Raw genomic sequence first — 19849 nt, forward strand, 5'->3', positions numbered from 1 at the left:
GTATGCGTCACCGACGATCAGATGCAGATCGAACTGCGAGACGTCCAGATCGGCGTCGACACCTGTCACCACCAATCCCGGCAGTTCCAACGTGTTGTGCGCGATGTTCTGGAAGGACAGGCCCACCTGGAACAGCGGATGATGTGCGGTCGAGCGCGGCGGGTTGAGCACCTCCACCAAACGTTCGAACGGCACATCGGCATGGGCGAACGCCTGCAGATCGGTCTCGCGCTGCCTGGCGAGCAGTTCGGTGAACGACTCCCCCGCATCGACCCTGGTGCGGAACACCAGCGTATTGACGAACATCCCGATCAGATCGTCCAGTTCACGCTCACCGCGGCCTGCCACCGGTGTGCCGATAGCGATATCGCTGGTGCCGGACAGCCGGGCGAGCAGCACCGCGAATGCGGTGTGCACCACCATGAACAGCGTCGCGCCATGCGCACGCGCCAGGTCGACAAGACCCGCGTGGGTGGCCGCGTCGATCTCGATATCCACCCGAGCTCCGGCCATCGACGCCACCGCTGGCCGCGGCCGATCGCTCGGCAATTCCAACAGGTCGGGCAGATCGGCCAGCTCCGCACGCCAGAATCCGATCTGCTTCGCGGCAACCGAATCCGGATCGTCCTCCGCGCCGAGTACCGCACGCTGCCACACCGCGTAATCGGCGTACTGGATCTCCAGTGGCGCCCAGGTCGGCGCTTCACCCACCGACCGTGCCGCATACGCCGTCATCACATCCCGCACCAACGGGCCCATCGATGAAGCGTCCGCCGCGATGTGATGGACCACCACAGCAAGCACATACTCCCGCGGAGCCCCTGGCGCACCATCGACGACTTGCAGCAACCGCACCCGGATCGGCACTTCAGCGGTCACATCGAAAGGAGTCGAGGCGAGCGCGTGCACCTGGTCTGCGATCTCAGCCGCATCGACCTGGACCACAGCCGCGTCCAACCGCACCTGCCCTGCAGGCAATACCACCTGCACCGGCGCCTGCGCGGTCTGCGGATACACCGTGCGCAGCACCTCATGGCGTGCGACCACATCGGCCAAGGCCGCGTCCAGCGCCGCCACATCGAGCGCACCGGTCAGCCGCAGCGCGAACGGCAGGTTATAGGCCGCCAAGGCGACCTCATCGAGCCGATCGAACTGGTTGAGGAACCACATCCGCTGCTGCGCCAGCGACAACGGGATATCTTCCGGACGCGCGACAGCACCCAGCGCTATGCCGCGCTCACCATGGGTGTGTGATTCGATCGCCGCCGCCAACCCGGCCACTGTGGATGCCTGGAACACCGTTCGCACCGCGACGCGGGTATCCAATGCCGCGCCGATACGTGCCGCCAACCGGGTAGCGATAAGGGAATTACCACCGAGGTCGAAGAAGTCGTCGTCCGCGCCGACCCGCGCTATACCGAGTACCTCGGCGAATACGCCGGCGACGATCTCCTCCACCGGCGTAGCAGGGGCGCGGAATTCCCGCGCGGTGAAGACCGGCTCGGGCAGCGCCTTGCGATCGAGCTTGCCACTGGAATTCAGTGGGAACGCCTCGAGTACCACGATCGCGGCCGGAACCATATAGACAGGCAGCGTCGTACCGATCGCCGCGAGCAATCCGGTCTGGTCGATCGACCGGCCCGGCACCGCGACCACATAGGCCACCAGCTGATCCCCCAGCGCCGATGCGGCCACCAGCGCCACCGCCTGGCTCACCGAAGGCTGCGCAAGCAACGCTGTCTCGATCTCGCCGAGCTCGATCCGCTGCCCACGGAACTTCACCTGGAAATCGGTCCGGCCGAGGTAATCCAACCGAGGCGGCAGCATATCGGTCTTGTCCCGCCACACCACCAGGTCACCGGTGCGATACATCCGCTGCCCCTCGGCGAACGGATCGGCCACGAACCGGTCGGCGGTCAGATCCGGGCGCCGCGCATAACCGCGCGCCAGCTGATCGCCCGCCAGATACAACTCTCCCGCGACTCCCGCAGGCACCGGCCGCAACCATGAATCGAGCACATATACCTTGGTGTTCCATTGCGGTACACCGATCGGCACCGACCGCTCATCCACCGCCGACGCAGGCCAGTAGGTCACCGAGACCGCGGCCTCGGTCGGACCGTACAAATTGTGCACAGCCGCGTCGGATACCGCGGCCACCGCGGCCACCGTTTCCGGCGGCAACGCCTCACCGATCACGAAGATATCCCGCAACGAGGGGCACGAACCGGCAGCGATATTCGCCGCGAAGACCGACAGCATCGACGGCACGAAGTCGGTCACCGTCACACCCTGCGCGGCAATGGTTTCCGCGACATATACCGGATCGCGATGCCCGTCGTGCGTCGCGACGATCAGTTTGGCGCCTGCCCGCAACGGCAGGAAATAGCCCCACAACGACACATCGAATGTCGTCGCGGTCTTCTGCAGATACACATCATCGTGCCCCAGCGGATATGCCGCCGACATCCACTCGATCTGGTTGTTGATCGCCGCATGCGAGATCACCACCCCCTTGGGCCTGCCGGTCGAACCGGAGGTGAAGATCACGTAGGCCGGATGATGCGGTAATACCGGGCGCACCAGCTCCTCCGCACGCACTGCGGCAGTATCGAACCCGGTCAGATCCACCGTGTCCACCGCGACAACCGGAACCTCGTCCGGCAGGACCGCGGCATCCGAACTGGTCGTCACCACACACGTAGGACGAGCGGTATCCAGGACATGCGCGATCCGTTCCGCCGGATGATCCGGATCCAACGGCACATACGCCCCACCCGCCGTCACGATCGCGTACATCCCGACCACAAGGTCCAATGACCGGCGAATCGCCAATCCCACCAATGACTCCGCGCCGACACCCCGCGAAATCAACAACCGGGCCAGACGATTGACCCTGGCATCGAACTCCGCGTAGGTCAGCTCGACACCCTCATATCCCACTGCGATCGAATCCGGATACTCCGCGACAGTCCGGCGGAAACCATCCAGCAAGAGTTGTTCGGGCAACACATGATGGGTGTTGTTCCACTCGGACACCATGCGCACCCGCTCCGCGGGGGTCAGCAGATCGATCGCGCCGATCGCCCGATCCGGCTCCCCGGCGACAAGCGCGAGCAACTGCTCCAATCGCCCAGCGAAACCAGCGATCGTCGGCTCGTCGAACATGTCCGTGGCGTAGGTGAACATTGCCGCCAAACCCGCTTCCGGGCCCTCCTGTGGCGTCACTGTCAACTGCAGATCGAATTTCGCCACCGCGCCGTCGAACTCCACCGCCTGCGCGGAGAGTCCGGGCAACTCCAGTTGCGCCTGATCCATGTTCTGGAAGAACAACGCTACTTGGAACAGCGGATGATGTGCGGCCGACCGAACCGGATCCAGCACCTCGACCAATCGTTCGAACGGCAATTCCGTATGCGAAAACGCCGCCAGATCTCGCTCCTTGGTCGCCTCTAGCAACTCGGAGAACGACAACGCCGGATCGACCCTGGTCCGCAGCACCAACATATTCACGAACATGCCGACCAGATCATCGAGCTCACGCTCACCACGACCGGCCACCGGCGTGCCGATCGCAATATCATCGGTAGCCGAAAGCCGCGCCAGCAATACCGCGAAAGCGGTATGTACCACCATGAACAGCGAAGCACCACGAGCACGGGCGAGATCATCCAAGCCCGCCCTGGTCTGCGCATCGATAGCGAAGGAGAACACCGCACCACGCCCGGAAGCCGATGTAGGCCGCGGCCGGTCCATCGGTAGATCGAGCCGATCCGGAACTCCGGCCAACGCCGCGCGCCAGAACGCGATCTGCGCCGCTGCCGCCGAGTCCGGATCATCCTCTGCCCCGAGCACCGCGCGCTGCCACAGCGCGTAATCCGCGTACTGCACCGGCAACGGAGTCCAATCGGGCGCCGCGCCGGCGGCACGCGCGACATACGCGGTCATCAGGTCCCGCACCAGCGGCGCGATCGACGAACCGTCAGCCGCGATGTGATGGACCACTACAGCAAGCACATAGTCGTCCGGACCGAGCTCGGCCAGCGCGATACGCAACGGCACCTCGGCCGCCACATCGAAACCGGCCAGTCCGAACCCACTCAGCCAATCCAGCAGCTCGGACTCGTCGACCGGCTTCGGCGCAAGATCGGGGGCAGTTGCCGCCACGGGCACGATCAGCTGATAACCGGTACCGTCCAGCGCCGGATACATCGTCCGTAATGTCTCATGCCGCTCGAGCACATCCGCGACCGCCGACTGCAACGCGACAATATCCAGATCGCCGGACAAACGAATCGCGAACGGAATATTGTTCACCGCGGAACCGGTATCGAACTGATTCAAAAACCACATCCGCTGCTGCGCGAGCGACAACGGAATACGCTCCGGACGCGGACCGGCCACCAATGCCGGTCGCGCCGCACCACCATCGAATTCGGCCAGTCGTGCGGCCAGTTCGTTCACCGTCGGCGCCTCGAATACCGTCCGCGCCGGTATCCGCACACCGATCGCTGCCCCGAGCCGGGCCGCGACCTGTGTCGCGATCAGTGAATTACCCCCCAATGCGAAGAAATCATCATCCGCGCCCACCTGCTCGATACCGAGCACCGCGGCGAAAACCCCGGCCACCATCTCCTCGGCAGGCGTGGCGGGTGCACGGAATTCCCGTGCGATGAGCACCGGCTCCGGCAACGCCTTACGATCCAGCTTGCCCACCGGAGTCAACGGAATCTCCGACAGCACGGTAATCGAATCGGGCACCATATGCGCAGGCAGGCTTTGTTCGGCATGCGCGATCAGCACATCGGTATCGATCGAAAGATCAGTGGCCGCATGCACATAAGACGCGAGAATCGTCGCACCATTGTCCAGCCGATGCCCCACTGTGACCGCGAAATCGACACTCTCATGCGCAGCCAATACCGCATCGATCTCCCCCAATTCGATACGGAACCCCCGAATTTTCACCTGAAAATCATTACGTCCCAGATACTCCAGTTCACCATCCGCGGTCCACCGCACCACATCGCCGGTCCGATAAAGCCGGGAACCATCCCCTTCGAATGGATTCGCCACAAAACGTGCCGCCGTCAACTCCCGCCGCTCGTGGTAACCACGTGCCAACTGCGCCCCACCGATATACAGCTCACCCGCTACACCATCGGGAACCGGCACCAATCGCTCGTCCAAGACGAACTCGGTAACCCCTCGGATCGGCGCGCCGATGGTCACCGGTGCCCCCGCAGGCAACGGTCCACCGATATTCGTCATGATCGTGGTCTCCGTCGGCCCGTAGCCATTGAAGAACTCACGCACACCACCGGTGACCGGTCCCGTCCACCGCCGCACCAATTCCGGCGGACATGCCTCACCACCGACCACAACTACGCGCAGCTGATCCAAGCCCACCGGATCCACCGACGCCAATGCCGCCGGAGTCACGAACGCATGCGTTACCCCTTCCCGGCCCAGCACCGCGGCCAGCTCATCACCGCCGTACACCGACGGCGACACCACGACCATGGTCGCCGCGCCACCCAAGGCCAGCAACAGCTCCAGCACCGACGCGTCGAACGACGGGGAGGCGAAATGCAATGTCCGCGATGCCTCGGTCACCCCATACCGATCCCGCTGCTCGGCGCAGAACCCGGCCAATCCCGCCTGAGTGACCGACACCCCCTTCGGCAACCCGGTCGACCCCGACGTGTAGATGACATACGCCGGATGCTCCGCACGCAACACCCGCACCCGATCGGCATAGGTCACCGGCTCCGCCGAGAATTCCTCCAGCTGCCGCGCGCACTCCAGCGAATCGATCGACACCCACTCCACCGCATCCGGCAGACCAGCACGAGCCCCCGTAACGGTCAACCCGAAAACCACACCTGAGTCGGCGACCATATGCGCCACTCGATCAGCCGGATATTTCGGATCTATCGGCACAAAACCGGCACCGGTCTTGGCCACCGCCCATACCGCGACCACCGACTCCACCGAACGCGGTACACCCACCGCGACCAAATCCTCCGGCCCGATCCCACGATCGATCAACAACCGGGCCAATCGCGTCGACCGGATATCCAGCTCCGCATAACTCAACTCGGCAAGGGTGTCTGCCGCATCAGCCAGGACAACAGCGGTACCGGTCGGATTCTTCTCCACCGCCATCGCCATCAACTGCGGCAACGTAGTAACCCGGGAGCGACGAGTACGCGCGGGCCGCACACGCACCGAACGAGTCATGTGCGCACCGTCCCCCGCGGAATCGTCATGCCGCTGCCCGACCACCCGAACCATCGAGATACCTCACTCTGCCACTCATATGCGCATAACCCACGATGCACACAGTCAAGCTACCTTCCCGAGGAGCATCGACCGCACGCCCGCCGACCGTTACCGAGCCCGCTGACGCCCACGCACGTTCCTCCCGTGAAGTTCACGGTCGGAGCAGGCGTGTGCCGGATACCCGAGATACCCACCGGCCACCGGTGCGCCGCACGGTACGCGACCGTACTGCCACCGCGGCGACGCACCGGAACGCTACGTAGTGCGCATCGCACATCTGGCCGAATACCGTGCGTCCGGTACGCGATCAACTCCGCTCGGCCTGCGCTGTGCGGCGATACTCAACCGCGACGCAGGCCCGAACGGCAGTCACCCTACCGGGTACCACACAACTCGGTGAGTTCGATGAGCGCGGCCGCACCGGCCCATGGGCTCGCGGGAACAGCGGTGACACTGTGGTCGAGCACCACTGCCTGCAGGTCTTCCAGCTCCATCGGGTCGAGAGTGGTCAAACCGGCCTGATCGGTCAGCAAATGGCTCACCCATTCATCGGCGAGTGACTCCGTCAGCACACCACCCTCCTCGACCAGCACCACCGACGCACCCACTGTTCCAGCGGCGACCACCTCGATCAGCGCGGCAAGCGACTGTGGGCTACCGTGCTGGAAGGTGCGGGATTCGAAGGTCAATTCGGTACGCACGCGCAACCGCTCAGCAGCCGCGGCCAGCTCGTCGTAGCTGAGCACCTGTTCCCCTGCGAATGCCGGATCACCGCCACGGAGTGCGCGAGTCCGGTGCGCATAGGTGACCGGGCGGGACGACGCGGCAGCGATCTCCTCGCCGACAGCGGGATCGTCGAGTGCCAGCCAGTCGAGTTCGTCGTCCGAAGGCGCGCTGCCGAGCACGAGTCCGGCCATGATCTCCAGCCCGTCCGGCAGCCGCGCGTCGAGCTCACCGACCGGCACCACCGCGGCACCCGTTTTGAGCACAGCCCAGGTGGCGACAATCGCCTGGATACCGCGATCCAGCCGCATCGCGACCCCGACGCCAGGCCCGCAGCCACGCGCGATGAGCACCCGCGCCAACCGCGATGAGCGGGCATCGAGATCGTGGTAGAACAAGGCGTTGTCGCCGGAAACCACCGCAGGGCCATCCGGATCCGCTTCGACTGTGGCCGCCAGCGCCTGGGCCAATGCCGTACCCGCGGTCGCCGCGGGGGCTTCGACACTCACCGATTCGACCGCCACTGCCATCCGGTCCCGTTCAGCCTGCTCGAGGATATCGATATCACCGACCAGGATCTGCGGGTCGGTAGCCACCGTGGTCAGGATCCGCTCCAGCCGGTGGCCGAACGACCGCACAGTCGACTCATCGAAGATATCGACCGCGTAGGTGAAGCTGGTGACCAGTTCCGCGCACGAACCGTCGTCACGGTGCTGCGGATGCACGTTCACCTGCAGATCGAACTTCGCCGCGACCGCACCCGCATCCAGCGCGGTGATGGTGAGCCCAGGGAATTCCAGAGTGGGCTGTTCGTTGTTCTGGAAAGACAGCACCACCCCGAACAGCGGGTTCTGTGTATTCGCCCGGCCTGGCGCCACTACTTCGACCACTCGCTCGAACGGGATGTCCGCATTGGCGAAAGCGGCCAGATCCGCTTCCCGCGCCCGATCAACCAGATCACCGAAGGGCATGGTCTGCTCGACAGTGGTGCGCAGTGTCAGAGTGTTGACGAACATACCGACCAGATCATCGAGCACTCGTTCACCGCGACCTGCGATCGGGGTGCCGATAGTCACATCGGAAGTAGCGGACAACCTGGCGAGCAGCACTGCCAACGCCGCGTGCACCACCATGAACAGCGTCGAATTGTGCTTACGTGCCAGCGTGCTCAGCGCCTCGTGTACCTCGGGCGAGAGCGTGAGCCCGATATCGGCGCCACGCATGGTCGGCACCGCGGGACGCGGACGGTCCAGTGGCAGTTCCGATGCACCGGACAGCCCGCCGAGCTGATCGCGCCAGTACGCCAGCTGCCGCGCCGCCACCGAGTTCTCATCGTCATCGGTGCCGATAACACGGCGCTGCCAGATCGCGAAGTCCGCGTATTGCACCTCCAGCGGCGACCACCGCGGCGAATTGCCGCCGATCCTGGCCAGGTAGGCGGTCATCAGATCACGGGCAAGCGGAGCCATCGAGGCGCCGTCGGCGGCGATATGGTGCGCGACCACGGCCAGCAGATGCTCATCCGGACCGGATTCCAGTAGCAGCGCCCGCACCGGAACCTGTTCGGTCACATCGAAGCCGGTGCGCATCAACTCGGTGATCCGGCTGATCGGGTCGTCGGTAGCCGCCACTTCCAGACCGCTGGGCAGCGCGTCGGCAACGGACATGATCTCCTGGTAAGGCAATCCGCCCAGCCCGTCGGCCGGATAGCGAGTACGTAGCGACTCATGCCGCTCCAGGACATCCGCCATCGCATAGCGCAACGCGGAGACGTCGAGTACACCGGTCAACCGGATCGCCAGCGGGATGTTGTAGGCGGGCGAAGCCGGATCGAACTGATTGAGCACCCACATCCGCTGCTGCGCCAGCGACAGCGGCACCGGCTCTACCCGTTCGGTGCGAACCAGATGCGGTCGTGCGCCGGGGCCGCCATCGGCACCGGGCACCACTCTGGCAGCCAGCGCGGCGACGGTTGGCGCCTCGAACAATTCGCGCACCGCGAGATTCGCATCCAGCGCTTCATTGATCCGCGCGACCACTTTGGTTGCCAGCAGGGAATTACCGCCGAGCCCGAAGAAGTCGTCGTCGAGACCGACATCGGCCGCACCGAGCACTCCGGCGAAGACCTCGGCGACAGCCTGCTCCACCGGAGAACTCGGTGCGCGGAACTCCGCGGCACCCACGAACTCCGGTGCGGGCAGAGCTCTGCGGTCCAGCTTGCCGTTCGGCGTGAGCGGCAGCATATCGAGCAGCACGATGGCATCAGGAACCATGTAGCCGGTGAGGAACTCCGCTACCTGCGCACGCAGCACCACCGGGTCGAGCACCACGCCGGTATCGGCGACCACATATCCGATCAGGCGGTCACCGGCGTGTTCCTCGGAGCGGACCAGCGCCACAGCCTGGCTTACACCGGGACAGCGCAACAGTGCCGACTCGATCTCGCCGAGTTCGATCCGGAAACCACGTAACTGCACCTGCCGGTCACCACGGCCCACGTACTCGAGAGTGGCCTGACCACCGAAACCGACCCAGCGACCGATATCCCCGCTGCGGTACATCCGAGATCCCGGTGCGCCGAACGGATTCGCGACGAAACGCGCGGCGGCCAAACCTGGACGGCCGAGATAGCCGCGGGACATCTGAGCGCCGGCGATATACATCTCTCCGGCCACACCGACCGGTGCCGGATGCAGCCGGTCGTCGAGGACATAGGCGTCCAGACCTGGCAACGCGCGGCCGATCACACTCGCGGTGCCCGCTGCGTCGGAAGCATCCGCGGTGCTGGCGGTATCGGAAACACCTGTGGTGCTCGCGACGAGCTGCTCATCCAGCGACAGGAACGACACGTGCACTGTGGTCTCGGTGATTCCGTACATATTCACCAGCCACGGCGCGTGCACGGGGTGACGTTCGTACCAGCGTCGCAGCTGCCGCAGATCGAGCGCCTCACCACCGAAGATGATGTAGCGCAGTGCGAAGGTGTCCTGATCGGACGAGTGCGCGGCCCGGTCCACCTCGGCCAGCTGATAGAACGCCGACGGGGTCTGGTTGAGCACTGTGACCTGCTCACGAATCAGCAGCTCGCGGAACTGTTCCGGCGACCGGGAGGTCAGATAGTCGACCACGACCACAGTGCCGCCGCTGGCCAGTGCGCACCACAGCTCCCACACCGAGAAGTCGAATGCGAACGAATGGAACAGCGTCCATACATCCGACTCGTCGAACTCGAACAGCAACTGGGTGTTGGCGAACAACTCGATGATATTGCGGTGCGCGACACCAACGCCCTTGGGTGTACCGGTGGAGCCCGAAGTGTAGATGACATACGCCAGGTTGTCCGGGCGCAGCGGCGCGAGACGCTCAGCGTCGCTGAGCGGGGTGTCACTGAACTCGGTGGCCCTGGTGAGTGCCTCCTCGAGCAGAAGCACCGGGACATCATTCGCGGGTAACGCTTCCCGCTCCGCTGCCGTGGTCAGCACGCAGGTCGGCGCGGCATCGGCGAGCATGAACTCCAGTCGCTGTGCCGGATAGGAGGTGTCGATCGGCAGATACGCCGCACCCGCTGTCAGCACCGCCAAGAGCGCGACCGGCAATTCCTCGGTCCGCGCTACCGCGACGGCCACCACCGATTCCGGCCCAGCACCCTGCGCGATCAGCGCGCGGGCCACACGATTGGCACGGCGCTGCAACTCACCGAAGGTCAGTGTGACCTCGCCGAAACGGACGGCAGGGGCATCCGGCCGCCTGCGTGCCTGCGCACCGAGCAGCTCCACTATGGTCACCTCGGGGACCGAGGCACCTGCGGTGTTCCACTCATGCAGTACCAATTCGCGCTCACCGGGAGCCAGCACATCGATATCGCCGACAAGCACCGTGGCATCAGTGGCGACCGCGGTCAGGATCCGGCCGAAGCGATCCGCGAAGTCCTGCACGGTCGCCTCGTCGAACAAATCGGTAGCGTAGGTGAACGCTGCCGCGATGCCTCGCGCGGTGCCGTGTCCATCCAGGTGCTCCGCCAGGGTCAGCTGCAAGTCGAACTTCGCCAGTGGCACCGCCAGTTCCACGCCAGAGACCGAAAGACCTGGCAGTTCCAGCTCGGGAGCGGCCAGATTCTGGAAGGACAGCATGACCTGGAACAGCGGATGGCGCGCGGCCGACCGGACCGGGTCGAGTAGCTCGACCAGCCGCTCGAACGGGACATCGGCGTGGCCGAACGCTTCGATATCGACCGTGCGCACCGCACGCAAAAGCTCATCGAACTCCGCACCGGGGTCGACCTCGGTACGCAACACGAGCGTGTTGACGAACATGCCGATCAGATCGTCCAGAGCCGCCTCACCCCGGCCGGCCACCGGGGTGCCGATAGCGATATCCCTGGTACCGGACAAGCGGGCAAGCAGCACGGCAAGCGCGGCGTGCACCACCATGAACAACGTCGAATTATGGCGCTGCGCGAGACTGTTCAGCGCAGCGTGGACCTCGGCATCGATATCGAAGGCGAGCGTGGCGCCTTGGTTGGACGCGACCGCGGGACGGATACGGTCCGATGGCAGCTCCAACTGTTCGGGCAACGCGGCCAATCGGGTACGCCAGAAGTCGATCTGCTGTGCCAGGACCGACTCCGGGTCGTCCTCGGCGCCGAGGATCTCCCGCTGCCAGATCGCGAAATCGGCGTACTGCACCTCCAGAGCAGGCCACGCAGGCGCACCACCGCGCGTCCGTTCCACATAGGCGCTCATCAGATCCCGGGTCAACGGCCCAATGGAGAAGCCATCGCCCGCGATGTGGTGTACCACACAGATCAGCACATGCTCGGTGTCGCTCAGCGCCAGCAGCCGCACCCGCACCGGCGGGGCCGTTGTGACGTCGAATCCCTCGGTCACCACGGCGGCAATACGTGCTGGCACCTCGGCTTCCTCGGTCGGCTCGAGCACGAATTCCGGCACGGCACCGGGGTCGGTGGCAGACAGCACCAGCTGGTACCCCTCACCGTCGACTTCCGGGTACACCGTGCGCAGCACCTCGTGCCGCTCAGCGAGGTCACGAACCGCTGCGCGCAGTGCCTCGACCTCGAGGCGGCCGGACAGCCGCACCACGACCGGAATATTGTCGACCGCACTTGCCGGATCGAAGCGGTTCAGGAACCACATACGTTGCTGGGCATAGGACAGCGGCACCCGCTCCGGACGCGGACGTGCTCGCAGCGCCTGCCCAACAGCGGAACCAGCGTGCTGTTCGACACGCTCGGCGAGCGCGGCGACAGTGGTCGCCTCGAACAGCAGCTGCACCGGCACCCGCACCTCCAGTGCGGCGCCGATCCGTGCGGCGGCCTGCGCGGCGAGCAGCGAATTGCCGCCGAGTTCGAAGAAGTCGTCGTCCGCGCCGACGCTACCGTCCGCTTCCGGCACGAGCAGCGCGGCGAATACCTCGGCCACGATCTCCTCAACCGGTGTCGCGGGCGCGCGGAACGCGCGCGCGGCGAAAACCGGTTCGGGTAATGCCGCGCGGTCGAGCTTGCCGACCGGAGTGAGCGGAATCTCCGTCAGCGTCATGATGGCCGCGGGAACCATGTACGCGGGCAACGACTCGGCGAGGAACTCGGCAAGCGTGCCGGTGTCCACGTCGGTTCCCGGCCGCGGCAGCACATAGGACACCAAGGCAGGCGCACCCGACGGCAATGTTTTGCCGAGGGTGGCCGCGAAGTCGATGTCAGGATGGTTGGTGAGCGCGTTGTCGATCTCGCCGAGTTCGATGCGGAAACCGCGGATCTTCACCTGGAAGTCCGACCGGCCCAGATACTCGATGGCACCGCCGTCGTCGCCACCGGACTCGGTACGGCGCACCAGGTCTCCGGTGCGGTAGAGCCGCGTCCCCTGGCTTCCGCCATCGGCACCGAACGGATTGGCGACGAACCGTTCCGCGGTCAGACCTGGTCGCCCGAGATAGCCTTGTGCCAGCGCGGGCCCGGCCAGATACAGTTCGCCGACCACTCCGGCAGGCACCGGACGCAGTCGCGAGTCGAGGACGAACGCACCGATTCCCGGGTTGGTGGTACCGATGGTGATGAGCTCGCCTGGTGTCATCGGCGACGTACCGGTGACGAGGATCGTTGCCTCGGTGGGACCGTAGCAGTTGTAGAACTCACGCCCACCTGCCCAGCGGGCGACCAGTTCCGGCCCCAGCTTCTCCCCGACCGCTATCACGGCCCGGAGGTCGTCCAGACCGGTGGGATCCACCGATTCCAATGCGCCCGGTGTGATGAGCATATGCGTGACGCGCTCGCGCCGTAGCAGGTCCGCCAGCTCGAAACCACCGAACACCTTGGGTGGCGCGATCACCAGCGTCGCACCAGAGGAGAAGGCCAGCAACAGTTCGAGTACCGATACATCGAAGCTCGGCGAGCAGACATGCAGCACCCGCGATTCCTCGGTCACCCGATAGCGTTCGCGCTCCGCGGCCACCAGCGCGGCCAAACCGCTGTGCGGGACGACAACGCCCTTGGGCTTCCCGGTCGACCCCGAGGTGTAGATGACATAGGCCGGGTGCCGCTCGTCCAGCGGGCGAACCCGGTCGGAATAAGAGATGGGATGCCCGGGGCGCGCGTCGATCCGCGCGGACTGTACCGGGTCGTCCAACTCGATCCAATACACACCGGTGCCGAGCGTCGCGCGATGCGCCGAGGTGGTGAGCCCCATCATCGCGCCGGAATCACTGACGATGTGGTTGATCCGTTCCGCCGGGTAGGTCGGATCCACCGGCACATAGGCCGCGCCGGTCTTCGCGATGGCCCAGACCGCGAGCACCGACTCCACGCTGCGGGAGATGGCGATGGCGACCACATCGCCTGGTCCGACACCGCGTTCGATCAGTTCCCTGGCCAGCCGGGCAGACGCCGCGTCGAGTTCGGCATAGGTGAGCTCCCGGCCATCGGCGGGATCTCCGGTCGGGTTGAATCGGATCGCGATCTCGGTAGCGGCGGATTCGACCGCGGCGGTGAGCAACTGACCGAAAAGCGGACTGCCCGACCTGCGGCGACGACTACCACGTGCGGAACGACGGGCGGTTTCCATTCGAGTGCATTCACCTCTCGCATCGAGCTAAGCCCCGGGCTGCCCAGCTGAAAGCATGACGCCTGGGGCCAGCGCGGTCCGAGCAATCATATAAGGGACTGTCCGGTGATCCCGCGCGCTGTATTTGCCTTGCCACGGCTGCCGCTATCGCGGACCGCGCCCCCCGTTGTTTCGTACTTTCCTCTCATCGCACACCGTCCGATCCCCGGATGCGGTGTCCTACCTGATGTCTGTTGTCATAGCGCCACAAGGCCCTATCCTGTTGCCGGAATATCCAAAACAGTGATTTTGCTCATAGCCATCCACGTCGGCCCGCCTGCACCCCCGCCTGGAATCTGGTACTGGCGCCGAGGCGCTCCAGCAGCCGAGCGGTACGACGGACCACAGTGCGCCGGGACATACCGAGCCTGCGCGCGATGGTGTCATCGGTGGCGCCGAGCGACATCATGGTCAGAATCGCCCGATCCCGATCGTCCAATCCCTCCGCGACCGGATTGAGCGAGATGGGCGCAGCCATCGCCCACAGCACATCGAAGGTTCTGATCAGCAATTCGAGTGTGGGCGAACCCGAGATACGCAGCGCCATCGGATCGGGCCTGCGTTCATCGGCGTGCAGCACCAAACAGGCCCGCTCGTCATCACTGATGAGCAAAGTGAACGGCGGATCAGGCAGTGTTCTTGCCTGCGCCGAGCCGCCATTGGCCGACAATGCGTGCTGCAGACGCTCCTGGTCCTGATAAAAAGTGTCCTTATACATCGTCTGATAGCGGATACCTGCGCCGATCCTGGCTCGCTCCAGCTGAACCAGCTGCCGCGCACGCTCGGAATCGCCGAGATGAGCTTCGCGCTCGACACGCTTGACACAGGTGCGCGCGCCCACCTGCAACTCCTCGAAATCCGCGAGCATTTCCAGACGCTCGTACACCGGTACCACCACCCCGTCATCCCGCGCTGAACGACGCACCGAACGGTAGGTCTCGCTCAGTCGCGCCGCGACAGCATGCATCCGGCTGATCTCCTGTTGCCTACGCCGGGCTTCGGCTTCCGACAACGATTCCGGTGCATACGCGTCCCAGACCGGTTCATGCTCGGGCGATTCGATACGCACCGCGGCACGTAGCTCGCACAACACATCCAAGGAATCGGCGACGAGATGCTCCGCGGCTCCCAGTCGCTGAGCGATATCGGCAAGACTCGATCGCGGATGCTGCACCAGCACGGCGTATACGGGTCCGTGCGGTGATCCCGGCTCGAAGATATCGCCCAGTTCGGTCACGATCCGAGCCCGATGATCGACCCTCGCCCATGGGATGAGCAGGCACACAGCGCGCATCGAACGCTCCCCGTCTCACCTGGATACGGGAAGGACAACGGCTCGCGCTCGTGCACCGGCGGCAATAGCACGCGAAACGGAAGAGTCAGTGCGCCGAAGGGCCCCACTGCATCGGCACGCCCTTGGCGGCCAGATACGGCAGTGGATCGATTTTGGTACCGCCCTGATCCCAGATCTCCAGATGCAGATGCGGACCGGTGGACTGGCCACGGTTACCGACAGTGGCGATCACATCGCCCGAGTTCACCCGCTGCCCCTGCCGCACGAATATCTCGTTCACGTGGCCGTAGACCGCGGTGGTGCCGTCGTCCTGCAACACACGCACCCATAAGCCGAACCCGGAAGCCGGACCGGCCTCCAGCACGGTGCCGCTGCTGACCGAGTGAATCGGCGCACCGAGCGCATCGGCGAAATCGACGCCGTAGTGCATCCCGCCCCAGCGGCTACCGAAACCGGAGCTGATCGCACCGGCCACCGGACGCACCGCGGGCGCGGGCGCGACCCGCTGCTGTACGCCCTTGAGGGCCTGCTCGGCCTGCGCCAACGGCCCGGCGATCTCAGGCGGAAGATTCTGGAGGCCGAACGGGGCGGCGATCGGAGCGGCGACCTTGGCCGCGACCGGAGCCGGAGCGGCGACCTGCTCGGCGACGGCCTGCACTTCGGCGACCTGCTGAATCCCCCGGATGCTGTTGCCCTTGGCCGTGGCGGTAGCCGCCTCCTCATCGGTATCGGAGGCGTTGTGCAGCAGCGGGGCTGCCATGGCCGGGGCCATCTGTCCGGCGGAGCCGATCAACGCACCCGTGGCGACAGCGACGCCCGCCGCCACCCGTACCCGATCGATCGCGACGGACCCGGCGCGGTGCCGCGTCGGCCGCCCCGCGGCGGCCTCGCCGATGAGACTGACAACAGTAACGGAATCGGGACCTACCCGGTGCTGCGACAAAACTGCATCCTTGCGTCGAAGAACAGGGCCGGATACCGTTCCCGGCGTCCCGCTCGATAAAAATCTAGTGAAGCTGGACATATAACGGGTTTAGACCCCGTCGTGACGGGAACTCTACCTCGTCGTGACCATTTCGCAACCTACGATCCGAAAAACCAGGTGCGTCCTGGGTCACACACCCCGCCGAGTCACACTGGGACCGTGATCATCGACCACTTGGACGTCCCGATCGCACTTGCCCCTATGGCGGGCGGACCGTCCACACCCGAACTGGCCGTAGCGGTCACCGAAGCGGGTGGCTTCGGCCAGCTGGCAACCGGCTACCTGAGCGCCACCGACACCGCCGCACGCATCGCTGCCACCCGCGCCGCCACCGACAAGCCGTTCGGGGTGAACCTCTTCGTTCCCGGCCGCGCGACCCCCGCCGCGGGCATCGCGGACTATCTCGCCGAACTCGGCACGACCCATGAACTCGGAGAGCCGAAGTTCGACACCGACGACTGGGACGCCAAACTCGACCTGCTCGTGGCCGATCCGGTCGCGGCCGTATCATTCGCTTTCGGCTGCCCTGACGCCGCGCAGATCGCCCGATTGCACGCGGCGGGCTCGGAGGCCTGGGTCACCGTCACGTCGGTGCACGAGGCGCGCATCGCAGTGGACGCGGGTGCCGATGTGCTCATCGCTCAAGGCGCCGAAGCGGGCGGGCACCGCGCCACCTTCGTGGATCAGCCCGCCGACGACCCGATCGACCCGCTGGGCCTGCTGGCATTGGTGCAACTACTGACCACCACCACCGACCTGCCGGTGGTGGCCGCGGGCGGTATCACCACCGGCAGAGGTATCGCCGCGATGCTCGCGGCGGGAGCCGTGGCCGTACAACTCGGTACTGCTTTCTTGCGCTGTCCCGAAGCGGGCACCAACCAGGTGCACCGCGCCGCCCTGACCACAGACACCCCGACCATGCTCACCCGCGCCTTCACCGGGCGCCGAGCCCGCGGGCTCCGTAACCGGTTCCTGTTCGAGCACACCGCCACCGCGCCTGCCGGATACCCCGAAATCCACTACGCCACCGCCCCACTGCGGGCCGCGGCACGGGCGGCGGGCAATCCCGACGAGACCAACCTCTGGGCAGGACAAACCCACACTCTCACCACGGAGCTACCCGCGGGAGAACTGGTCCGAGCATTGGCAGCCGATACGAAAAGTGCACTGGAAAAGGCACTTTCACGCCGAATCCAGGCTTGTTGACAACGACTTCCGATTAGACTCGAGTGGCATCGCACCGACATCCACCCCGGAGGTGAGCGCCATGTCTCTTGATGTCCCCGCCGCACTGCTCGAACGCGCCGAACGCGGCGAAATCGATGACGCCGATTTCGTCGAGGTCGTCCGTACGTCACTGCCCTACGCCTGGGACGTTGTCAGCCGGATAGCCGACGAACTCCGTTCCGGCACCGTGGAATTCGCGGACAATACAGTTCCGCCGCCGGACGAGGCGGCCCGCGGCCAATTACTGCGGGCCATGGCCTCCGATGCCATTCGCGGCGGATTGGAACGGCACTTCGAGGTGAAACTCGCCTTTCAGAACTGCCATCGGGTCGCCGCATTCCCGCTCTCCGCGGTCGGCGGCGAAACCTACACCACGTTCATCGGCACAAGAGCCCAGCTGCTCAACCAGAGCCCGGAACTGCGAAACTGCTGATCAACGCATACGGACCCCCGACGCGGCACACCATTTCGGTCCGCGCCGGGGGTCTGCTCTCAGCAGGATCCGCGCACTCGCACGCCCCTACTGCGCACAGCAGGCCGCAGGCACTACCGTCGTGAGCAGATACCGAGCTCCGCTCAATCGAACGTCTGCACTTCCAGTTCACCGGCGGCGTACTGGGCGCGCAACCGCTTCTTGTCGAACTTGCCCACGCTGGTCTTGGGTACCTCCGCGATAAACGTCCAGCGCTCGGGAAGCTGCCATTTCGCGAACTTGTCGGCCAGGAAGTCGCGCAGCTCTTCCGGGTTCGCCGCAGCGCCCTCGACCGACACGATCGCCGCCAGCGGACGTTCGTCCCACTTCTCGTCCGGAACCCCGACCACCGCTGCCTCGGCGACCGAGGGATGAGCCATGATCGCGTTCTCCAGATCGACCGAGGAGATCCATTCCCCACCGGACTTGATCACATCCTTGGCGCGGTCGACCAGGGTGAGATAACCGTCTTTACTGATCTTGCCGACATCACCGGTACGCAACCAGCCATCGTGGAACTTCTCCGGGTCGACCGGTGTGCCATCCGGTGAGTAGTAGGAACCGGTGATCCACGGGCCGCGCACCTCCAGCTCACCCAATGCCACACCGTCATTGGGGACCACGCTGCCGTTGTCGGCGACCAGACGGGCCTGCACACCGGCGGAGAACTGGCCCTGTGTCACCCGATAGGCCCACTGCTCCTCCTCGGTGCGCGCGCTCGCAGGCGGATGCGCCATACTGCCCAACGGCGAAGTCTCGGTCATGCCCCACGCGTGCACCACTCGTATTCCGTGTTTGTCCTGGAAGGTGCGCATCATCGACGGCGGAACCGCCGAGCCGCCGACCACAACCGCGCGCAGATGCGTGATGTCCTGCGGATTGACCGCCAGTTCCGCCAGCACGCCACCCCAGATGGTCGGCACCGCGGCAGCGAAGGTGGGCTGCTGCGCCGCCATGCACTCCAACAGCGGACCCGGCTGCAGGAATCGGTCCGGCATGAGCAGATTCGCCCCCGACATCAGCGCCGCGTACGGCAGCCCCCAGGCGTTGGCGTGGAACAGCGGGACGATGGTCAAGATCGTATCGCTGTTGAACAGACCCATACCGTTGTTCATGTTGACCTGCATGGCGTGCAGCCAGTTGGAGCGGTGCGAGTACACCACGCCTTTCGGGTCACCGGTGGTGCCGGAGGTGTAGCACATCGCGGCGGCAGTGCGCTCGTCGAGTACCGGGAAGTCGTAGGTGTCCGGCTGTGCGGCGAGCAGCTCGGTATAGGAATGCACCTGAATGCCCTCCGGTGCGGTGAGCGTCGCCGCGTCACCGTTGACCACGATGACGTGGCGGACGGTTTTCAGGTTCGGCAGCAGCTGGGCGAACATCGGCACCAGCGTGCCATCCACCAGCACCACCTGGTCCTCGGCATGATTGGCCACATAGACGACCTGCTCGGCGAACAAACGGATGTTCAGCGCGTGCAGCACCGCACCCATCGCGGGCACCGCGATGTAGGCGACCAGGTGCTCGTTGTTGTTCCACATGAAGGTACCGACTCGATCGCCGACACCGATACCGAGCCCACGCAACGCATTCGCCAACCGTGCCGACTCGGCGCCCACCTCACGGTAGGTCATGGTGCGCAGACCGGTACCGGTCCACGTGGACACGGTGGAATCACCGGCGAACGTCGATGCGTAGCGCAACAACGTGGCCAGCGACAACGGCTCGTCCTGCATAGTGCTCAACATCGGAAC

General features: G+C 65.3%; 7 protein-coding genes. 2 read left to right on the forward strand and 5 right to left on the reverse strand.

Annotation, left to right across the window (positions count from 1 at the left end):
* The 4 genes from ACL02S_RS19730 to ACL02S_RS19745 all read right to left on the reverse strand — a co-directional run.
* The coding region (locus tag ACL02S_RS19730) for a non-ribosomal peptide synthetase (protein WP_412803944.1) at positions 1-6297 on the reverse strand (6297 nt) is incomplete at its 3' end.
* Positions 6298-6659: 362 nt separating this feature from the next.
* A complete protein-coding gene (locus tag ACL02S_RS19735) occupies positions 6660-14081 on the reverse strand; it encodes a non-ribosomal peptide synthetase (RefSeq protein WP_412803945.1) in 7422 nt (2473 codons plus the stop codon).
* Positions 14082-14373: 292 nt separating this feature from the next.
* Positions 14374-15414: a LuxR C-terminal-related transcriptional regulator gene (locus tag ACL02S_RS19740; protein WP_412803946.1), complete on the reverse strand. Its 1041-nt coding sequence runs from the start codon at positions 15412-15414 to the stop codon at positions 14374-14376.
* An 85-nt stretch (positions 15415-15499) separates the two neighbouring features.
* Complete coding sequence (locus ACL02S_RS19745; RefSeq protein WP_412803947.1) at positions 15500-16357, reverse strand: M23 family metallopeptidase; 858 nt, start codon at positions 16355-16357, stop codon at positions 15500-15502.
* 201 nt (positions 16358-16558) lie between these two features.
* Between ACL02S_RS19745 and ACL02S_RS19750 the strand changes: the two genes are divergently transcribed.
* Both ACL02S_RS19750 and ACL02S_RS19755 read left to right on the forward strand, forming a co-directional pair.
* Entirely contained in the window at positions 16559-17605 is a 1047-nt protein-coding gene (locus tag ACL02S_RS19750; protein ID WP_412803948.1) for a nitronate monooxygenase, read from the forward strand.
* Positions 17606-17666: 61 nt separating this feature from the next.
* The gene (locus ACL02S_RS19755; protein ID WP_412803949.1) at positions 17667-18059 is read left to right on the forward strand and encodes an SCO5389 family protein; all 393 of its coding nucleotides are present in this window, start codon (positions 17667-17669) and stop codon (positions 18057-18059) included.
* Between the two features lie 143 nt (positions 18060-18202).
* Here the strand turns inward: ACL02S_RS19755 and ACL02S_RS19760 are convergent, their stop codons facing one another.
* Entirely contained in the window at positions 18203-19843 is a 1641-nt protein-coding gene (locus ACL02S_RS19760) for a long-chain fatty acid--CoA ligase (protein WP_412803950.1), read from the reverse strand.
* Between the last annotated feature and the right edge of the window lie 6 nt (positions 19844-19849).

It is taken from the genome of Nocardia spongicola (assembly GCF_047200775.1).
Lineage (GTDB): Bacteria > Actinomycetota > Actinomycetes > Mycobacteriales > Mycobacteriaceae > Nocardia.

What these genes read in the sequence shown, in the direction of transcription:
- ACL02S_RS19735 (WP_412803945.1), bottom strand. Translation starts at nt 14,081, where the DNA reads ATGGAAACCGCCCGTCGTTCCGCACGTGGTAGTCGTCGCCGCAGGTCG.
- ACL02S_RS19740 (WP_412803946.1), bottom strand. Translation starts at nt 15,414, where the DNA reads ATGCGCGCTGTGTGCCTGCTCATCCCATGGGCGAGGGTCGATCATCGG.
- ACL02S_RS19755 (WP_412803949.1), top strand. Translation starts at nt 17,667, where the DNA reads ATGTCTCTTGATGTCCCCGCCGCACTGCTCGAACGCGCCGAACGCGGC.
- ACL02S_RS19760 (WP_412803950.1), bottom strand. Translation starts at nt 19,843, where the DNA reads ATGTTGAGCACTATGCAGGACGAGCCGTTGTCGCTGGCCACGTTGTTG.